We start from the raw sequence: 13,881 nt of genomic DNA, 5'->3' as shown, positions 1-13,881 counted from the left end.
GCGCCGGGGGAAGGGCCGGCTTGTCAGTCCGGCGACCATAGCAATTGCACGAAGGCGATATGATCCATCGTGGCGCGGCGATTGTGGCGCGGCTCATACTGGTTCAGATATGCCAGCTCCAGCCGAAGCGATTTGGCCACCGGCACCCGAAACCCCACCTGGTTGCGCATCCTGGCCCAGCCGCGCTGGAGGTTCCATTCGGCGCGCGTGGCAAAGAAGCTTTCGTGGCTGACGGCAAGTTGCGGGCCGCGCCCATCGCGCAGTGGCACCGTGAGGTTGATGCGCGGGCGGGCGCGATATTGGATTTGGTCGCTTTCGTGGCGGAAGCGCTGCTCGGTCTGAAACTGGAAGCGCAGCTCGCTGCCACCGATGGTCGCGATCGGCACGATAATTCGCTGGCGCAGCCGGTCCTCAAGCCTTTTTGGCCCATCGGTTTCGGATTCGTTGCGCTGATAGCCCCAGGATATTGCCACATCGCCTGGCAATGTGTGGGTGACATACAGTGCCTGAAGCGATTCGTAGAGACCGCCATCGGCATTCGAAAAGCGCACCGAGGTATCGATCTCCAGCTTTAGATCATCCTCGATCGGCAGTTGCGCCGAGGTCATGATCCAGACTTGCGCGTCATGCTCCTGCGCGGCGGCGGGTGCCGCGAACAACAGCAAAGGAACGATCAGGCTTCGCATCGCATTGGGTTTCCAGGGTGTACGCTCACCGTCACAGGCGATATGAGCGCGTGGCCGGTCGCCTAATGCGGCCACCCCCATCGCTCAATCGAAATCGGGAATGCCGCAGCCATGAAATTCTTCGCCGACACCGCCGACGTAAACGACATCCGCGACCTGGCCGAAGCCGGCTTGCTCGATGGCGTGACCACCAATCCTTCGCTGATCCACAAGGCAGGGCGCGACTTCATCGAAGTCGTCACCGAAATCTGCAGCATCGTCGATGGTCCGGTATCGGCCGAAGTCGTCGCGCTCGATTATGTCGGGATGATGCGCGAGGCCGAAATCTTGCGTAAGATCGCGGGCAATGTCGCGGTCAAGGTGCCGCTGACGATCGACGGGCTGAAGACCTGCAAGTCGCTGACCGATGACGGCACGATGGTGAATGTGACGCTCTGCTTTTCGGCGAATCAGGCGCTGTTGGCGGCAAAGGCTGGGGCGACCTTTATTTCGCCGTTCGTCGGCCGGCATGACGATAACGGCTTCGATGGCATGCAGCTGATCGGCGACATCCGGCTGATCTACGACAACTATGCTTTTGAAACCGAAATCCTGGTCGCCAGCGTCCGCCATCCGATTCATGTGCTCGAGAGCGCGCGGATCGGTGCCGATGTGATGACCGCGCCGCCATCGGTGATCCGCCAGTTGGTCAAGCATCCGCTGACCGACAAGGGGATCGAGGGCTTCCTGGCCGATTGGGCGAAGACCGGGCAGAAGATCGGCTGAGCCGAGGGGCTTGCCTGTCACCCCGGCCTTGTGCCGGGGGGGGGCACCGGGGGGGCTGGCGGTGACGTCGCGGGCGTCGGCTTGGCCTTTCCCTGACGGCATACCCCGTTGGGCTCTGGACCCCGGCTCGAGGCCGGGGTGACGGGGTGGGGAGCGACATAAGCCTTCGGGTTTAGTACCATATCCGCCATGTCCATCCCGCTCCCCCTGGCTTTTGCCCAGCATCTTGCCCGCGATCGGCGGCGATCGGTGCATACGGTGCGCGCTTATGAAGCGACGGCGGTTCGGCTGATCGCGTTCCTGCAATCGCATTGGGGTGAGGCGGTCGACGCCGCCGCGCTTGGCCGGATCAGCACCGCCGATCTGCGCGCGTTCCTGGCGATGCGGCGGGGTGAGGGGCTGACCAACGCATCGACCGCGCGCGAATTGTCCGCGGTGCGCGCTTTTCTGAACTTTGCCGGGGTCGCCGAACCCCGGATCAAGGGGCCGCGCGTCAAGAAGGGTGTCCCGCGCCCGATCGCCCCCGATGAAGCCGTGGCGCTCGCCGAAGAGGTCGAGGAGGACGCCAGCGAACCGTGGATCGGCGCGCGCGATTTCGCGGTGCTGATGCTCCTGTATGGCGCGGGCCTGCGGATCGGCGAGGCGATGGGGCTGACCGGCGCGGTGCTGCCGCTGGGCGATACGCTGGTCGTCACCGGCAAGCGCGCCAAGACGCGGATGGTGCCGCTGTTGCCGCAAGTGCGCGATGCGATCACCGCCTATGTCGCTGCCTGCCCCTATGCCACCGCGCGCGGGCTGCCGCTGTTTCGCGGGGCGAAGGGGGGGGGGCTGTCGGCGGGGATGGTTCGGGTTGCGGTGCGCAAGGCGCGGGTGCGGCTGGGGCTTTCGGACCGGACGACACCGCATGCGTTGCGGCACAGCTTCGCCACGCATCTGCTGGGGCGGGGGGCCGATCTTCGCTCGCTGCAGGAGCTGCTCGGGCATGCGAGCCTCAGTTCGACGCAGGTCTATACTGCGGTCGATGCGGCGCATCTGATGGACGTGTATCGCAATGCCCACCCGCGTGCCTAGTTCCCCTGCCAGGGGCATTTAGGGCTGGTTGGGCTTCCAGGTCGCCACGCGATACAGGTACAGCACGACGATCGCGACGATCATGACGATCGATACCGGGCCGTAATATTCCTCGAACTGGCTGAATTCCTGCTTGAGAATATAGCCCGCGCCGATCAGCACACAGTTCCAGATGCCGCTGCCCAAGGTCGTCCACCAGATGAATTTGAGCGGTGACATCTTCATCATGCCGGCAGGCAGCGAGATCATCGTGCGCACGGTGGGCAGGAAGCGCGCCCAGAACACGATCACGCTGTCGTAGCGCACGAAGATGTTCTTGATCTTTTCGACCTCGGCCCAGTCGAGCGTCAGCCAGCGGCCCCAGCGATCGATCAGTGGCTTGAAGCGTTGATACCCGACCACGCGGCCGATCTGGTACCAGACATAATTGCCCGCGACCGCACCCACCGTGCCCGCGATCACCGCTTCGGCAAAGCCGAGCCGGCCATCAGCGATCGCCATGCCGGTGAGCCCCATGATGACCTCTGACGGGATCGGCGGAAACACGTTTTCGAGGAACATCGCGATGGCGATGCCGATATATCCCCAGGCTTCGATAAGGTCGAGCAGGCGTTCGGTCATTACTGGTTTCCGCTAGTGGTTGCTGCTGCGCGGGCGGCCAGGCGCGCGTCGATCGCGTCCCAGATGCGTCCGGCGGTGTCGGTGCCGTTGAACCGGTCGATCGCGACGATGCCGGTGGGGCTGGTGACGTTGATTTCGGTCAGCCATTCGCCGCCGATCACGTCGATGCCGACGAAGATCAGCCCGCGCCGCTTGAGTTCGGGGCCTAGCTCGGCGCATATCTCGCGTTCGCGCTGGGTGAGTTCGGTCGCTTCAGCCGAGCCGCCGACCGCCAGGTTCGATCGGATTTCGCCTTCGCCGGGAAGGCGGTTGATCGCGCCGGCGATCTCGCCATCGACCAGCACGATCCGCTTGTCGCCCTTGGCGACGTCGGGAAGGAACGCCTGGACCATGTGCGGCTCGGGCCAGGTCATGTTGAACACCTCGATCAACGCCGACAGGTTCTGACCATCGGCATCGACCTTGAAGATCGCCTTGCCGCCATTGCCGTGCAGCGGCTTGACGACGACCGAGCCGTGCTTGGCGAGGAAGGCGCGCGCTTCGTCGAGGCTGCGGGTGACGAGCGTGGGCGGCATGAAAGGCGCGTAATCGAGGACGAACACCTTTTCGGGCGCGTTGCGGACCTGCGCCGGATCGTTGACCACCAACGTCCGGTCGGCGATCCGCTCGAGCAGGTGCGTCGCGGTGATATAGCCCAGGTCGAACGGCGGATCCTGCCGCATCAGCACGACATCGGCTTGTTCGCCAAGGTCCAGCGACACCGGGTCGCCGGCGGTGAAGTGATTGCCCGGCTCGGGCCGCACCGTGACCGGATGCGCTTTGGCCCAGACCCGGCCATCGGCGTAGTTCAGCGCATCGGCGGTATAGTGGAACAGCCGGTGGCCGCGCGCCTGTGCGGTCAGCATCAGCGCAAAGGTCGAATCGCCGGCGATGTTGATGCCGGCCAGGGGATCCATCTGGACTGCGACGGTAAGCGACATTTCTATCTCCGTTCGCCCCGAGCTTGAAGGGCGCCCTGAATTATCCGCCCGCGCGCCGGGGGACGGTGCCGGGCGGGCTTCGACAAGCGCAGCCCGAACGGCCCTTTACGGGTGCCGTTCGCCAAAGTCACCCGATCCAGGCATTCTCGATATGGCGAGGTGGATGGCCGGGGGCGAGCAGGAGGACATCGACGCGCATGTCGTCGCCGGACTTGAGGTAGCGGGCGGCCAGCATTTCGGCGGCAGCGGCGACGCGGGCGAGGCGGCGTTCGTCGATCGCGAAGTCCAGCCCTGACGCGGTGGCGCGGGTTTTGACTTCGACAAAGGCGATGAGGTTGCTGCGGCGCGCGACGAGATCGACTTCGCCTGCCGGGGTGCGGATTCGGGTGTCGAGGATCGTCCAGCCCTGTGTGGCGAGATAGGCGGCGGCTTCGGCTTCGCCATCGCGGCCGCGTTGGTCGGCGGCGCGGCGCAGGGCGCTCCCCTCCCGATTTCGGGAGGGGGCGGGGGAGGGCTTGTCAGTCATGCGCTTCGGCATCGTCGGGCAGGCCCTCCCCTAGCCCCTCCCGCAGGCGGGAGGGGGACTTCATCGCCATCGCTCGTGCGTATAGTGCCTTGCGATCGAGGCCCAGCCGCTTGGCGACTTCGCCTGCCGCCTTGGACGCGGGCAGGCGGGTGAGCGCTTCGGCCAGCGCGGCGTCGCCATCCTCGTCGCTCGCGGGTTCGGGTGCGCCGGGCGGGGCGACGATGACGACGATCTCGCCCTTGGGGGGCGCATCGGCGTAGCGCTCTGCCAGCTCGGTCAGCGTGCCGGTGACGCATTCCTCGAATCGCTTGGTGATTTCGCGCGCCACCCCTGCCTCGCGGTCGCCAAGTCCTTGCGCCAGCGCGGTGAGGCAGGCAGCGAGGCGGGGGCCGGATTCGTACAGCACCAGGGTCGCGCGGATGCCGGCGACTTCGGCGATCGCCTCGGCGCGCGCCTGTTGTTTGGAGGGCAAGAAGCCGACGAACAGGAAACGGTCGGTCGGCAATCCAGCCAGCGTCAGTGCGGCCACCGCCGCGCAAGGACCGGGCACCGTCGCCACCAGATGCCCCGCCGCGCGCGCATCGCGCACCAATTTATAGCCCGGATCGGAGATCAGCGGGGTGCCCGCGTCGGACACCAACGCGACGACTTCGCCGCCCATCCGCGCGATCAGCCCGGGGCGGACGGCATCGGCATTGTGATCGTGATAGGGGATCATCGGGCGCTTGACACCGATATGGCGGAGCAGCCCGGCGGTCACTCGGCTGTCTTCCACCGCGATGATCGCGGCATTGCCAAGCACATGCGCGGCGCGCGGCGACAGGTCGCCGAGATTGCCGATCGGGGTGGCGACGATATAGAGACCGGGCAATAGTTCGGCGTGCATCAGGGGACTCACATGGCAGACGGCGTTACCATCCGGCAACGGGGTATGGGATTTTTCCGCGTCGCGACGATTGCGACCGCGATGCTGGTGAGCGCCTGCGCGAGCGTCGTGCCGCGCGGTGCGCCTCCGGGGCAACAGCCGCCGCCGGTCGATCGCCCTGCGCCGACCCGCCCCGCGCCGGTGACGCCAGGGCTGCCGCAGGACGACGCACGCCACCGGATCGCGATGCTGGTGCCGTTGACCGGCACCAATGCGAGGGTCGGCCAGAGCCTGGCCAATGCGACCCAGCTTGCGTTGCTCGACACCAAGAGCGAGGCGGTGCGGATCACCAATTACGACACCGCGCGCGGCGCGGCGGCGGCGGCGCAGGCGGCGATCCGTGACGGCAACCGGCTGATCCTGGGGCCGTTGCTGGCCGAAGACGTTCGCGCGGTCGCGCCGATCGCGCGCGCGGCGCGGGTGCCGCTGATCAGCTTTTCGAACGATACCGATGTCGCGGGCGATGGGGCGTTCGTGATGGGCTATACCCCGGCGCAGTCGATCGCGCGGGTGGTCGATCATGCGCGCCGATCGGGCGTTACCCAGTTCGCCGGGCTGATCCCGACCGGGCTGTACGGCCAGCGCGCATCGACCAGTTTCCTGCGCGCGGTCGAGGATGCGGGCGGGCAAGTGGTGTCGCTGCAGACCTTCGATCGCAGCCCGCGCTCGATTTCGGCGGCGATCACCAAGCTGTCGGCGACTTCGCCCTATCAGGCGGTGCTGATCGCCGATGGCGTGCAGACGGCGGCTGGCGCAGTGCCGGTGCTTCGCCGCAGCGAAGGCGGGCGCACCGCGCGCGTGCTGGGCACCGAATTGTGGAATGCCGATTCGGGCGTGGGCGGCAATGCCGCGCTGAACGGTGCGTGGTATGCCAGCGTGTCGAACGACCTGTATCGCCAATATGCGGGCAAATATCGTGCGCGGTTCAACAGCGCGCCCTATCGTCTGTCGAGCATGGGCTATGATGCGGTGTTGCTGACGGTGCGGATCGCGCGCGACTGGCGCGTGGGGACGGCGTTTCCGGTCAGCCGGCTGACCGATGGTGATGGTTTTGCCGGGCTCGACGGTCCGTTCCGCTTCGGTCGCGACGGCGTGGCCGAGCGCGCGCTGGAGGTGAACGAAGTGCGCGCCGGTGCGACGGTGACGGTGTCCGAAGCGCCGAAAGCATTTGGGCGGTAGAGCCAGACTAGCTCATGCTGCATTGATCCTTGCGCATTTACGTCGTCATTCCCGCGAAGGCGGGGATCCATAACCACTGCACTGGCATATGGATTCCCGCCTTCGCGGGAATGACGAAGGAGAGGGCTGGTGTATCAGCGTAGAGTCATCCACCTCTAATTCGTCACGATCTCGCGCAGGATCGCTTCGAGCACGGGCATGCCGGTTTCGGTGATGCGCAGGCGTTCGCCGTCGAGCACCGCCAACCCCTGCACTTGCAACAGCCATAGCGCCTTGCGGTCGATCGGCGCTTCGCCGCCTGCCAGCGCCGCCACTCGCGCCAGGTCGACGCCTTCGGCCATGCGAAGCCCCATCACCAACGCTTCGGTGGCCGATTCATGTGGGGTCAGCGCGTCTTCCGCCGACAGACCATGGGCGTTGCGATCGACTGCTGCCAGCCAGTTTTCGGGCTTTTTGTGCCGTACTGTCGCGAGGCCACCGCGCCGGCCATGCGCGCCGGGGCCGATGCCGGCATAGTCGCGATAGCGCCAATAAGTGAGGTTGTGGCGGCTTTCGGCACCGGGGCGGGCGTGGTTTGAAATCTCATAGGCGGGCAGACCTGCCGCCGCGGTCTGCGTTCGTGTTAACTCGAACAGGTCGGCGGCGTCGTCTTCGCCGGGGATGATAAGGTCGCCCTTGGCCGCCAGCGTGGCGAAGCGCGTGCCGGGTTCGATCGTGAGCTGGTACAGCGACAGATGCTCGGTGCCGAAGCCGATCGCGCGCGCGAGTTCGGCCTCCCATGCCGCCAGCGATTGGCCAGGGCGGGCATAGATCAGGTCGAACGATACCCGCGCGAACGCTGCCTGCGCGGTCGCCAGCGCCGCCAGCCCTTCGTCGACCGAATGCGCGCGACCCAGAAACGCCAGCGCCTGATCGTCGAGCGCCTGCAGCCCCAGCGACACGCGATTGACCCCGGCGCTGGCGATGTCGGCGAACCGCGCCGCCTCGACCGAGGAGGGATTGGCCTCGAGCGTGATCTCGCATGCAGGCTCCAGTCCCCAATGCCGGTCGGCGGCTTCGATCAGCGCGGCGACGGTGGTGGGGGGCATCAGCGAGGGCGTGCCGCCGCCGAAGAAGATCGAACCGACCTTGCGTCCGGGAAGCAGCGCCGCCTCATGCGCCATGTCGGCGAGCAATGCCGCGCGCCAGCGATCCTGGTCGACGCTGTCGCGGACATGGCTGTTAAAATCGCAATAGGGGCATTTCGAAACGCAAAACGGCCAGTGGATATAGAGCGCGAGGGAGTCCATGCGCTCGCCCTACACCGCCTGTCCGTTTGAGGGGAGGGGCGGCGAACATGTGCCTTTGGGGAGGCTTCTGCCCTTTATTGCCTCTCGCCCCAGAATGGCAGCGACCGGCTGACCGCCGGGTCGACCACCGCCATCATGAAATAGGCGATCGCCTGGCTGATCCGCCGGCCGATCGTCATCCGCTGGCGGTGGAGCGCCGGGGTGATCAGTTCCGACTGCGCGACCTCGCCATCGACATAGCTGTGGACGTGGCGCGCGAAGGCGGGATCGTCGATCCGCAGCATCAGTTCCATGTTCAGAAACAGGCTGCGCATGTCGAAATTGGCCGATCCGATATGCACCACGTCGTCGATCGCGATCAGCTTGCTATGCAGCTTGGTCGCCTGATATTCGTGGATCGCCACGCCCCGCCGAAGCAGTCCGGCATAAGTGAAGCGCGAGGCCCAGATCGCCATGTAATTGTCGGTACGCGCGGGCAGCACGAGCCGTACCGCGCCGCGTCGTCCAGCCCTGCCCAGGTTGCGCAGCAGCATCGGCCCCGGCGCGAAATAGGCGGCGATCAGGTCGATATGGCGGCCGCGCTTGAGCTCGCGCCGGATCGCGCGCGCCCAGGGCGACAGCCGCCGCGTTGGCCCGCCGAGCAGCCAGCGCACCTGGCCCTCTTCCTCGCTCCACGCGCGCAGCAGCCGGTTGAGGGCATGGATCGGCGCCTTTGGCCGCTCGCTCCAGCGCAGCAGCGAATCGAAATATCCCGCTAGCCGCGCTGCCGCCGGCCCTTCGACCAACAGCCCCAGATCGCGCCATGCCTCTGCGTCATCGGCGGGCGGCGCAAAATAGTCGGTCTTGATATTGAAGCCGCCGATGATGACCCGCGCTTCGTCGGCCAGCGCGAATTTCTGGTGGTTGCGCAACAGATAGCGCCGCCCGAAGCGCGGAATGAAGCGGCAGACATGCACGCCGCTGTCGGCCAGGTGATCGAAGAACTGCCGCCCTGCCGCGGCTTCGCTGCCCAGGCCATCGACGAGCAGCGACACCGCCACCCCCCGCGCCGCCGCCGCCGCCAGCGCATCGCCCACCGCATGCCCGGCGGCATCGTCTTCATAGATATAGTACAGCACCCGCAGGCTGTGCTGCGCCCCCGCGATCAGATCGATCAGCCCGCGATAGCGGCGGGGGCCGGTGTCGAGCATGGTCAGGCGGTTGTCGGCAACGGTAAAGGTCGGTTGCGGGGGCGGCTCGTCCATCGCGCCCTCATGCTGCCTGGGGCGAGCCGGCGCAACCGGCGGAAAATCTTGACTTGCGCGCGGCCCAAGCCTAGGCGGATGGCTTATTCCTACACCATCGTTTTGCGAAGGAAGCGTTCATGGCGCGCGTCACTGTCGAGGATTGCGTCGACAAGATCCCCAACCGGTTCGATCTGGTCCTGCTGGCAGCCCAGCGTGCGCGCCAGATTTCTGGCGGTGCCGAATTGACGGTTGACCGCGACCGCGACAAGAACCCGGTTGTCGCGCTGCGCGAGATCGCCGAGCAAACTGTGCGGCCCGATCACCTGCAGGAATCGGTGGTGTCGAGCTTGCAGCGCGTGATCATCGACGATGACGAGGCACCCGATGAAATCGGTTCGCTGTCGGCATCGGCCGAGGCGCTTCGCCTCACCGCCGCTGCCCCGCCGCGCAACCAGAATGTCGGCGGCGACTACGAGGGCTAAAGGCTCCGGCCACCCTTTGGCGAACCAAAAAAAGCCGCAGCTTCATTGCTGCGGCTTTTTTATTGGGCGCGGATTGGCCCTACAGCGCGAACCGCACCCGACCGACCAGCCGATCGCCCGAATGGCGCGCATCGGCGAACGGGCCGAACGCATCGGCGCGGTCGATGTCGGTGCCGAGATAATCGAGCCCCAGCGTCAGCGGACCCCGGCGGTGCTCGACCCCCAACCGCCAATTCGCATAGCTGCCGACGGGCCTCAGCCGCTGCGCGCGGATCGGATCGTTCACCGATCCCGACGAATGGCCGACCCCGGCGATCAGCGTGAACGGCGTGCCGGGAATGCCGGCATCGGCATTGGCATAGAGATGGACATTGCCGCCGCCGATCGCGTCCTGCGACGGTGCCAGCTCGACCCCGCCGGTCAATTGCGCCGGGCCATAGGTATAGCTGGCCGAAGCGCCCAACTCGACATAATCCATCTTCGATCGCGCCCCCGCGAACAGATGCGCGGTCGCGCCTGCGCGCAACTGGACTGCGCCGATGTCGGTCGCGGTGCCAAGCCGCAGGTCGGCGACCGACCATGCGCCGTCATGCCGCACCGAATCGCGCAGCGTCACCACCCGTGCCGAAGCCTCGACCGGGCCGATCGTTCCCGATGCATCGGCGGACACGGCCGCGCGCCCCTCGCTCCAGCTAAGCCCGCGGCGCGCTTCGTCGGTTGCTGCTTCGAAGCCGATCGAGGGACGGTCCTGCGCCATCGCCGGCGCGGCGTTCACGAACGCCACCGCCGAAGCGGCGATGGCGATTTTGCAATATTGGTGGTTCATCCCGCGCGCACTGCTCCATGTAGCCGATCGAGTTCGCTGCGTAGGACATTCTGGTCATCCTGTGCGACTTCGATGATCTGGCGATCCAGCTCGGTGGTGCGGGCGGCTACTTCCTTGGCGATCGCGGCCTTGTTGCTGCTGCACCAGCCGGCGCGGCTGCCCGATGCGATGTCTTCGCGCACGAACTGGCGGGTCATCAGCGTGCCCGGCGTCGCCTTGGCTTCGCGAGTCACCGCCATGTTCGCCTGCCACGCGCAGCGCAGGGTCGAGGGACGGCCACCGGGTGCGACGGTGCCGATCTGCTTATGCTCGATCATCACCGCGCCGTTATAGCGCACGTGAACCGGGCCGGTGTGATGGTCGATGCGGGTTTCGTGGACGACGGTGGCGCTCGAGACAGCCGCCGTCATGCCGAGCATCAGCCCGGCGGTGAGTAGGTTGATCATGATAGGCTCCTTGCGATGGTCCCGGTTCGTGTCGACCGGTGGGGCTCCCCGCTTCAGCGTGGGCAATAATATTACAACGGGCGGAGGCGGGTTTTGTTGCCGGACTTGGTGGGAAATCTGATCCGCGTGGGTGCCCTTCGCGGCAAAGCCGCGCCGTCGGTCGGGTCCTTCGGCCCGCCGGCCGGGGGCGGTCCGCGACGCGCAATAGCTTCGCTATGGCGCTGGCCGCCCCTTGAACCCGCTGGCCACCACGAACCATTCGACCGATCCCTTGCGGCTGGCGGGGGGCTTGGCGTGCTTCACGCTGGTGAAGTTGCGCTTCATTTCGACCACCATCGCCGAATCACCGCCGCCCGCGAACACCTTGGACACGAAGGTGCCGCCGGGGCGCAGTACCTCGATCGCGAAGGCGAGCGCCGCCTCTACCAGCGCCGATGTCCGAAGCGCGTCGGTCTGCGGGTGGCCGACGGTGTTCGCCGCCATGTCCGACAGCACCAGATCGGCCTCGCCGCCCAGCGCCTCGACCAGCCGTTCGGGGGCGACGTCGTTCAGGAAATCCATCTGCAGGATCGTTACCCCGTCAATCGGATCGACCGGCAGCAAATCAATACCTACCACCGCCGCCTGCGGCACCGTGCGGCGCACCACTTGCGCCCAGCCACCCGGCGCGAGCCCCAGATCGACGACGCGGCGGGTGCCCTTCAAAAACCCGAACTTCTCGTCGAGTTCGATCAGCTTATACGCCGCGCGGCTGCGATAGCCCTCGGCCTTGGCCTTTTTCACATAGGGGTCGTTCAACTGGCGCTCGAGCCAGCGGGTCGATTGCGGGGTACGCTTTTTCGACGTCTTGACCCGGACGCGGCCGGGACTGCCCAAAGTGCGGGTCATCGAACAATTCCAATAGATGAGTAGGTCATGCGCCGCCCTGCATCAGCCGGCGCAAAATGCCCTCGCGAATACCGCGATCGGCAATGCCCAGCCGCTCGGCGGGCCAGATGTCTAGGATCGATTCGAGGATCGCGCAGCCCGCGACCACCAGATCGGCGCGCTCATGGCCGATGCACGGCACTTGCGCGCGCTCGTTGAGGTCGAGCCCCGCCAGCCGGGCGCTGACCGCGCGCATCGCCCCGGTCGGCACGATCAGCCCGTCGATCACCGAGCGATCATAGGAGCTGAGCCCCAGATGGACGCTCGCCAGCGTCGTCACCGTGCCGCTGGTCCCCAGCAGCCGCGGCGTTCCCACCGGCATGCCGACCCGCGCGGCAAAGGGCGCAAAGCTGGTCGTCACCAGATCGCGCATCCGGGCATATAAGGTCGCCAGGCTCTCGCCCGACGCGGCCCCCGCCGCCGATGCCTCGGTCAACGACACCACGCCCCAGGGCGCGCTGTGCCAATCGATCACCGTCGGCACCGTGGTGCGGGTATCGACCAGCACCAATTCGGTCGATCCGCCGCCAATGTCGAACACCAGCGCCGGCCCGTCGCCAGGCTCCAGCAGCGCGTGACAGCCGAGCACCGCCAGCCGCGCTTCTTCTTCGGCGGTGATGATGTCGAGCATGATGCCGGTTTCGTCGCGGACGCGGGCGATGAACGCGCTGCCATTGGTGGCGCGGCGGCACGCCTCAGTCGCCACCGATCGCGCGAGCGATACGTTGCGCTTGCGCAATTTGTCGGCGCAGATCCGCAGCGCCGCCAGCGTCCGATCGATCGCGGCGTCACTCAACTCGCCGCTGGTGGCGAGCCCTTCGCCCAGCCGGACGATTCGCGAAAAGGCATCGACCACGGCAAAGCCTGGCCCTTGCGGGCGGGCGATCAGTAGCCGGCAATTATTGGTGCCCAGATCGAGCGCGGCATAATGCCGCGCATCGGGCCAGCGCGGACGGCTGGCACGGTTGGTATTGGCCGACAACTCGGCGCTTTGGCCGCGTCGCTGCGGCAGTCGGGCGAAATCTTCCCCCATGCCGTCACTCACTTATGTTCTGATCCGTCACGGCAAAAAGCCGCCGGTGCTTAAGGGCAAGGCTATCGTAAGTGGCCGGGTGGAGCAAGGCGCGCCTGAGTCCCGCCTAATCCCCCTTGACCCCCGCAACCGCCCCCGTTAGGTGCGCTGCTCGATTGCCCTGTCGTCTAATGGTAAGACTACGGACTCTGACTCCGTTAATCGAGGTTCGAATCCTCGCGGGGCATCCAATTTGCTGACTGGTTCAGCACGTGCCGCGCCGAACCGAAGGCGCGGAAAGCTACACTACGTACCCCGTCGGTTCGCCTTTTCCCCGGGTCGAAACGCGATTCCGGCTGGGCTTGGCGCGCGGGTGGTCATTGGGGGAGCGTATCAGCGCCGGAGCTTGTAGGACAGCGGTGACCGTGGCGCAGGTGAGGGGCGCTCAAGCGGCATGCAGGGGGGCAGGACGTTTCACCCGGCCGCCGCTGCCGCGCGTGGGGTTCAAGTCCTCGCGTCGCGGATCGCTTCCAACTCTGCCAGCCGCACCGGATCGTCCGCGGCGAGCGCCTCTTCGAGGTAGAAACTATACGCGATGTCGCGCACCACCTCCTGCGCTTCACCGCTATATTCCGCTGCGATCACCGCAAAGGCATCGATCAACTCGCGAAGAAATTTCTTGTCGAGTGCCTGAAGGTCGCCGCCCAACCCCTCCATCATCGTAATCGAGGCGTCGGGATCCAACAGGTTTTCATCCGCGAGATCGAAGAATATTACAAAGTCCGCGATAATCCGCGCGATTTGCATAGTAATCATGGCTTTACCACCCTTACCTTTATTCTGGTGACCTTCATTTGCTTCAGTAGCTTGAGAGCAGCGGCTTTTTTGGCAAGGTGAGCACCTCCATCAACCCGGTGATC

The 13,881-nt window shown here is 66.0% G+C and carries 16 protein-coding genes and 1 tRNA gene; 5 read left to right on the top strand and 12 right to left on the bottom strand.

Annotated features, from left to right (window positions below; all coding sequences use genetic code 11):
- Positions 1 to 23 precede the first annotated feature (23 nt).
- A complete protein-coding gene (locus QU44_RS10525) occupies positions 24 to 686 on the bottom strand; it encodes a DUF2490 domain-containing protein (RefSeq protein WP_033922107.1) in 663 nt (220 codons plus the stop codon).
- A 111-nt stretch (positions 687 to 797) separates the two neighbouring features.
- On the opposite strand from QU44_RS10525, the gene fsa reads away from it, so the two are divergent.
- A complete protein-coding gene (fsa, locus tag QU44_RS10520; protein WP_033922106.1) occupies positions 798 to 1,451 on the top strand; it encodes a fructose-6-phosphate aldolase in 654 nt (217 codons plus the stop codon).
- Positions 1,452 to 1,640: 189 nt separating this feature from the next.
- Positions 1,641 to 2,522: a tyrosine recombinase XerC gene (locus QU44_RS10515; protein ID WP_033922105.1), complete on the top strand. Its 882-nt coding sequence runs from the start codon at positions 1,641 to 1,643 to the stop codon at positions 2,520 to 2,522.
- An 18-nt stretch (positions 2,523 to 2,540) separates the two neighbouring features.
- Here the strand turns inward: QU44_RS10515 and QU44_RS10510 are convergent, their stop codons facing one another.
- The 4 genes from QU44_RS10510 to rsmI all read right to left on the bottom strand — a co-directional run bounded on the left by QU44_RS10510 (position 2,541) and on the right by rsmI (position 5,535).
- Positions 2,541 to 3,143: a DedA family protein gene (locus QU44_RS10510; RefSeq protein WP_033922104.1), complete on the bottom strand. Its 603-nt coding sequence runs from the start codon at positions 3,141 to 3,143 to the stop codon at positions 2,541 to 2,543.
- Entirely contained in the window at positions 3,143 to 4,123 is a 981-nt protein-coding gene (gshB, locus tag QU44_RS10505; RefSeq protein WP_033922103.1) for a glutathione synthase, read from the bottom strand. Before gshB ends, QU44_RS10510 begins: the two co-directional genes overlap by 1 nt.
- A 127-nt stretch (positions 4,124 to 4,250) precedes the next feature.
- The gene (locus QU44_RS10500; protein ID WP_052134679.1) at positions 4,251 to 4,649 is read right to left on the bottom strand and encodes a YraN family protein; all 399 of its coding nucleotides are present in this window, start codon (positions 4,647 to 4,649) and stop codon (positions 4,251 to 4,253) included.
- Positions 4,642 to 5,535 carry a 16S rRNA (cytidine(1402)-2'-O)-methyltransferase gene (rsmI, locus tag QU44_RS10495; protein ID WP_033922102.1) on the bottom strand — a complete coding sequence of 298 codons (894 nt, stop codon included), beginning with the start codon at positions 5,533 to 5,535 and terminating at the stop codon, positions 4,642 to 4,644. Before rsmI ends, QU44_RS10500 begins: the two co-directional genes overlap by 8 nt.
- A 12-nt stretch (positions 5,536 to 5,547) precedes the next feature.
- On the opposite strand from rsmI, the gene QU44_RS10490 reads away from it, so the two are divergent.
- Positions 5,548 to 6,753, top strand: a complete 1,206-nt coding sequence (locus tag QU44_RS10490; RefSeq protein WP_033922101.1) for a penicillin-binding protein activator — start codon at positions 5,548 to 5,550, stop codon at positions 6,751 to 6,753.
- 155 nt (positions 6,754 to 6,908) lie between these two features.
- Here the strand turns inward: QU44_RS10490 and hemW are convergent, their stop codons facing one another.
- Positions 6,909 to 8,042 carry a radical SAM family heme chaperone HemW gene (hemW, locus tag QU44_RS10485; RefSeq protein WP_033922100.1) on the bottom strand — a complete coding sequence of 378 codons (1,134 nt, stop codon included), beginning with the start codon at positions 8,040 to 8,042 and terminating at the stop codon, positions 6,909 to 6,911.
- A gap of 74 nt (positions 8,043 to 8,116) precedes the next feature.
- A complete protein-coding gene (locus QU44_RS10480) occupies positions 8,117 to 9,286 on the bottom strand; it encodes a phospholipase D-like domain-containing protein (RefSeq protein ID WP_033922099.1) in 1,170 nt (389 codons plus the stop codon).
- Between the two features lie 119 nt (positions 9,287 to 9,405).
- On the opposite strand from QU44_RS10480, the gene rpoZ reads away from it, so the two are divergent.
- Entirely contained in the window at positions 9,406 to 9,750 is a 345-nt protein-coding gene (gene rpoZ / locus QU44_RS10475; protein WP_033922098.1) for a DNA-directed RNA polymerase subunit omega, read from the top strand.
- A gap of 79 nt (positions 9,751 to 9,829) precedes the next feature.
- Here rpoZ and QU44_RS10470 read toward each other — a convergent pair whose 3' ends face one another.
- From QU44_RS10470 to QU44_RS10455, 4 genes are all read right to left on the bottom strand, one after another.
- The gene (locus QU44_RS10470) at positions 9,830 to 10,576 is read right to left on the bottom strand and encodes a TorF family putative porin (protein WP_033922097.1); all 747 of its coding nucleotides are present in this window, start codon (positions 10,574 to 10,576) and stop codon (positions 9,830 to 9,832) included.
- Entirely contained in the window at positions 10,573 to 11,022 is a 450-nt protein-coding gene (locus QU44_RS10465) for a hypothetical protein (protein ID WP_052134678.1), read from the bottom strand. The genes QU44_RS10470 and QU44_RS10465 overlap by 4 nt, the downstream gene beginning before the upstream one ends.
- A 213-nt stretch (positions 11,023 to 11,235) precedes the next feature.
- Positions 11,236 to 11,910, bottom strand: a complete 675-nt coding sequence (locus QU44_RS10460; RefSeq protein ID WP_033922096.1) for an RlmE family RNA methyltransferase — start codon at positions 11,908 to 11,910, stop codon at positions 11,236 to 11,238.
- 25 nt (positions 11,911 to 11,935) lie between these two features.
- Positions 11,936 to 12,982 (bottom strand): Ppx/GppA phosphatase family protein, encoded by a 1,047-nt coding sequence (locus tag QU44_RS10455; protein ID WP_081987977.1) that lies wholly within the window; start codon positions 12,980 to 12,982, stop codon positions 11,936 to 11,938.
- A 156-nt stretch (positions 12,983 to 13,138) separates the two neighbouring features.
- On the opposite strand from QU44_RS10455, the gene QU44_RS10450 reads away from it, so the two are divergent.
- A tRNA-Gln gene (locus QU44_RS10450) sits at positions 13,139 to 13,212 on the top strand.
- Positions 13,213 to 13,465: 253 nt separating this feature from the next.
- Here the strand turns inward: QU44_RS10450 and QU44_RS10445 are convergent.
- Complete coding sequence (locus QU44_RS10445; RefSeq protein ID WP_231621707.1) at positions 13,466 to 13,768, bottom strand: hypothetical protein; 303 nt, start codon at positions 13,766 to 13,768, stop codon at positions 13,466 to 13,468.
- Positions 13,769 to 13,881: the final 113 nt, after the last annotated feature.

The organism is Sphingomonas sp. 37zxx, assembly GCF_000786205.1.
In the GTDB taxonomy this organism is placed as follows: domain Bacteria; phylum Pseudomonadota; class Alphaproteobacteria; order Sphingomonadales; family Sphingomonadaceae; genus Sphingomonas.
This window is presented reverse-complemented; position numbering and strand designations above follow the sequence as displayed.

Excerpts from the sequence above, each read along its gene's own strand:
- QU44_RS10525 (WP_033922107.1), bottom strand. The coding sequence starts at position 686 with ATGCGAAGCCTGATCGTTCCTTTGCTGTTGTTCGCGGCACCCGCCGCC.
- fsa (WP_033922106.1), top strand. The coding sequence starts at position 798 with ATGAAATTCTTCGCCGACACCGCCGACGTAAACGACATCCGCGACCTG.
- QU44_RS10515 (WP_033922105.1), top strand. The coding sequence starts at position 1,641 with ATGTCCATCCCGCTCCCCCTGGCTTTTGCCCAGCATCTTGCCCGCGAT.
- QU44_RS10510 (WP_033922104.1), bottom strand. The coding sequence starts at position 3,143 with ATGACCGAACGCCTGCTCGACCTTATCGAAGCCTGGGGATATATCGGC.
- gshB (WP_033922103.1), bottom strand. The coding sequence starts at position 4,123 with ATGTCGCTTACCGTCGCAGTCCAGATGGATCCCCTGGCCGGCATCAAC.
- QU44_RS10500 (WP_052134679.1), bottom strand. The coding sequence starts at position 4,649 with ATGACTGACAAGCCCTCCCCCGCCCCCTCCCGAAATCGGGAGGGGAGC.
- rsmI (WP_033922102.1), bottom strand. The coding sequence starts at position 5,535 with ATGCACGCCGAACTATTGCCCGGTCTCTATATCGTCGCCACCCCGATC.
- QU44_RS10490 (WP_033922101.1), top strand. The coding sequence starts at position 5,548 with ATGGCAGACGGCGTTACCATCCGGCAACGGGGTATGGGATTTTTCCGC.
- hemW (WP_033922100.1), bottom strand. The coding sequence starts at position 8,042 with ATGGACTCCCTCGCGCTCTATATCCACTGGCCGTTTTGCGTTTCGAAA.
- QU44_RS10480 (WP_033922099.1), bottom strand. The coding sequence starts at position 9,286 with ATGGACGAGCCGCCCCCGCAACCGACCTTTACCGTTGCCGACAACCGC.
- rpoZ (WP_033922098.1), top strand. The coding sequence starts at position 9,406 with ATGGCGCGCGTCACTGTCGAGGATTGCGTCGACAAGATCCCCAACCGG.
- QU44_RS10470 (WP_033922097.1), bottom strand. The coding sequence starts at position 10,576 with ATGAACCACCAATATTGCAAAATCGCCATCGCCGCTTCGGCGGTGGCG.
- QU44_RS10465 (WP_052134678.1), bottom strand. The coding sequence starts at position 11,022 with ATGATCAACCTACTCACCGCCGGGCTGATGCTCGGCATGACGGCGGCT.
- QU44_RS10460 (WP_033922096.1), bottom strand. The coding sequence starts at position 11,910 with ATGACCCGCACTTTGGGCAGTCCCGGCCGCGTCCGGGTCAAGACGTCG.
- QU44_RS10455 (WP_081987977.1), bottom strand. The coding sequence starts at position 12,982 with ATGGGGGAAGATTTCGCCCGACTGCCGCAGCGACGCGGCCAAAGCGCC.
- QU44_RS10445 (WP_231621707.1), bottom strand. The coding sequence starts at position 13,768 with ATGCAAATCGCGCGGATTATCGCGGACTTTGTAATATTCTTCGATCTC.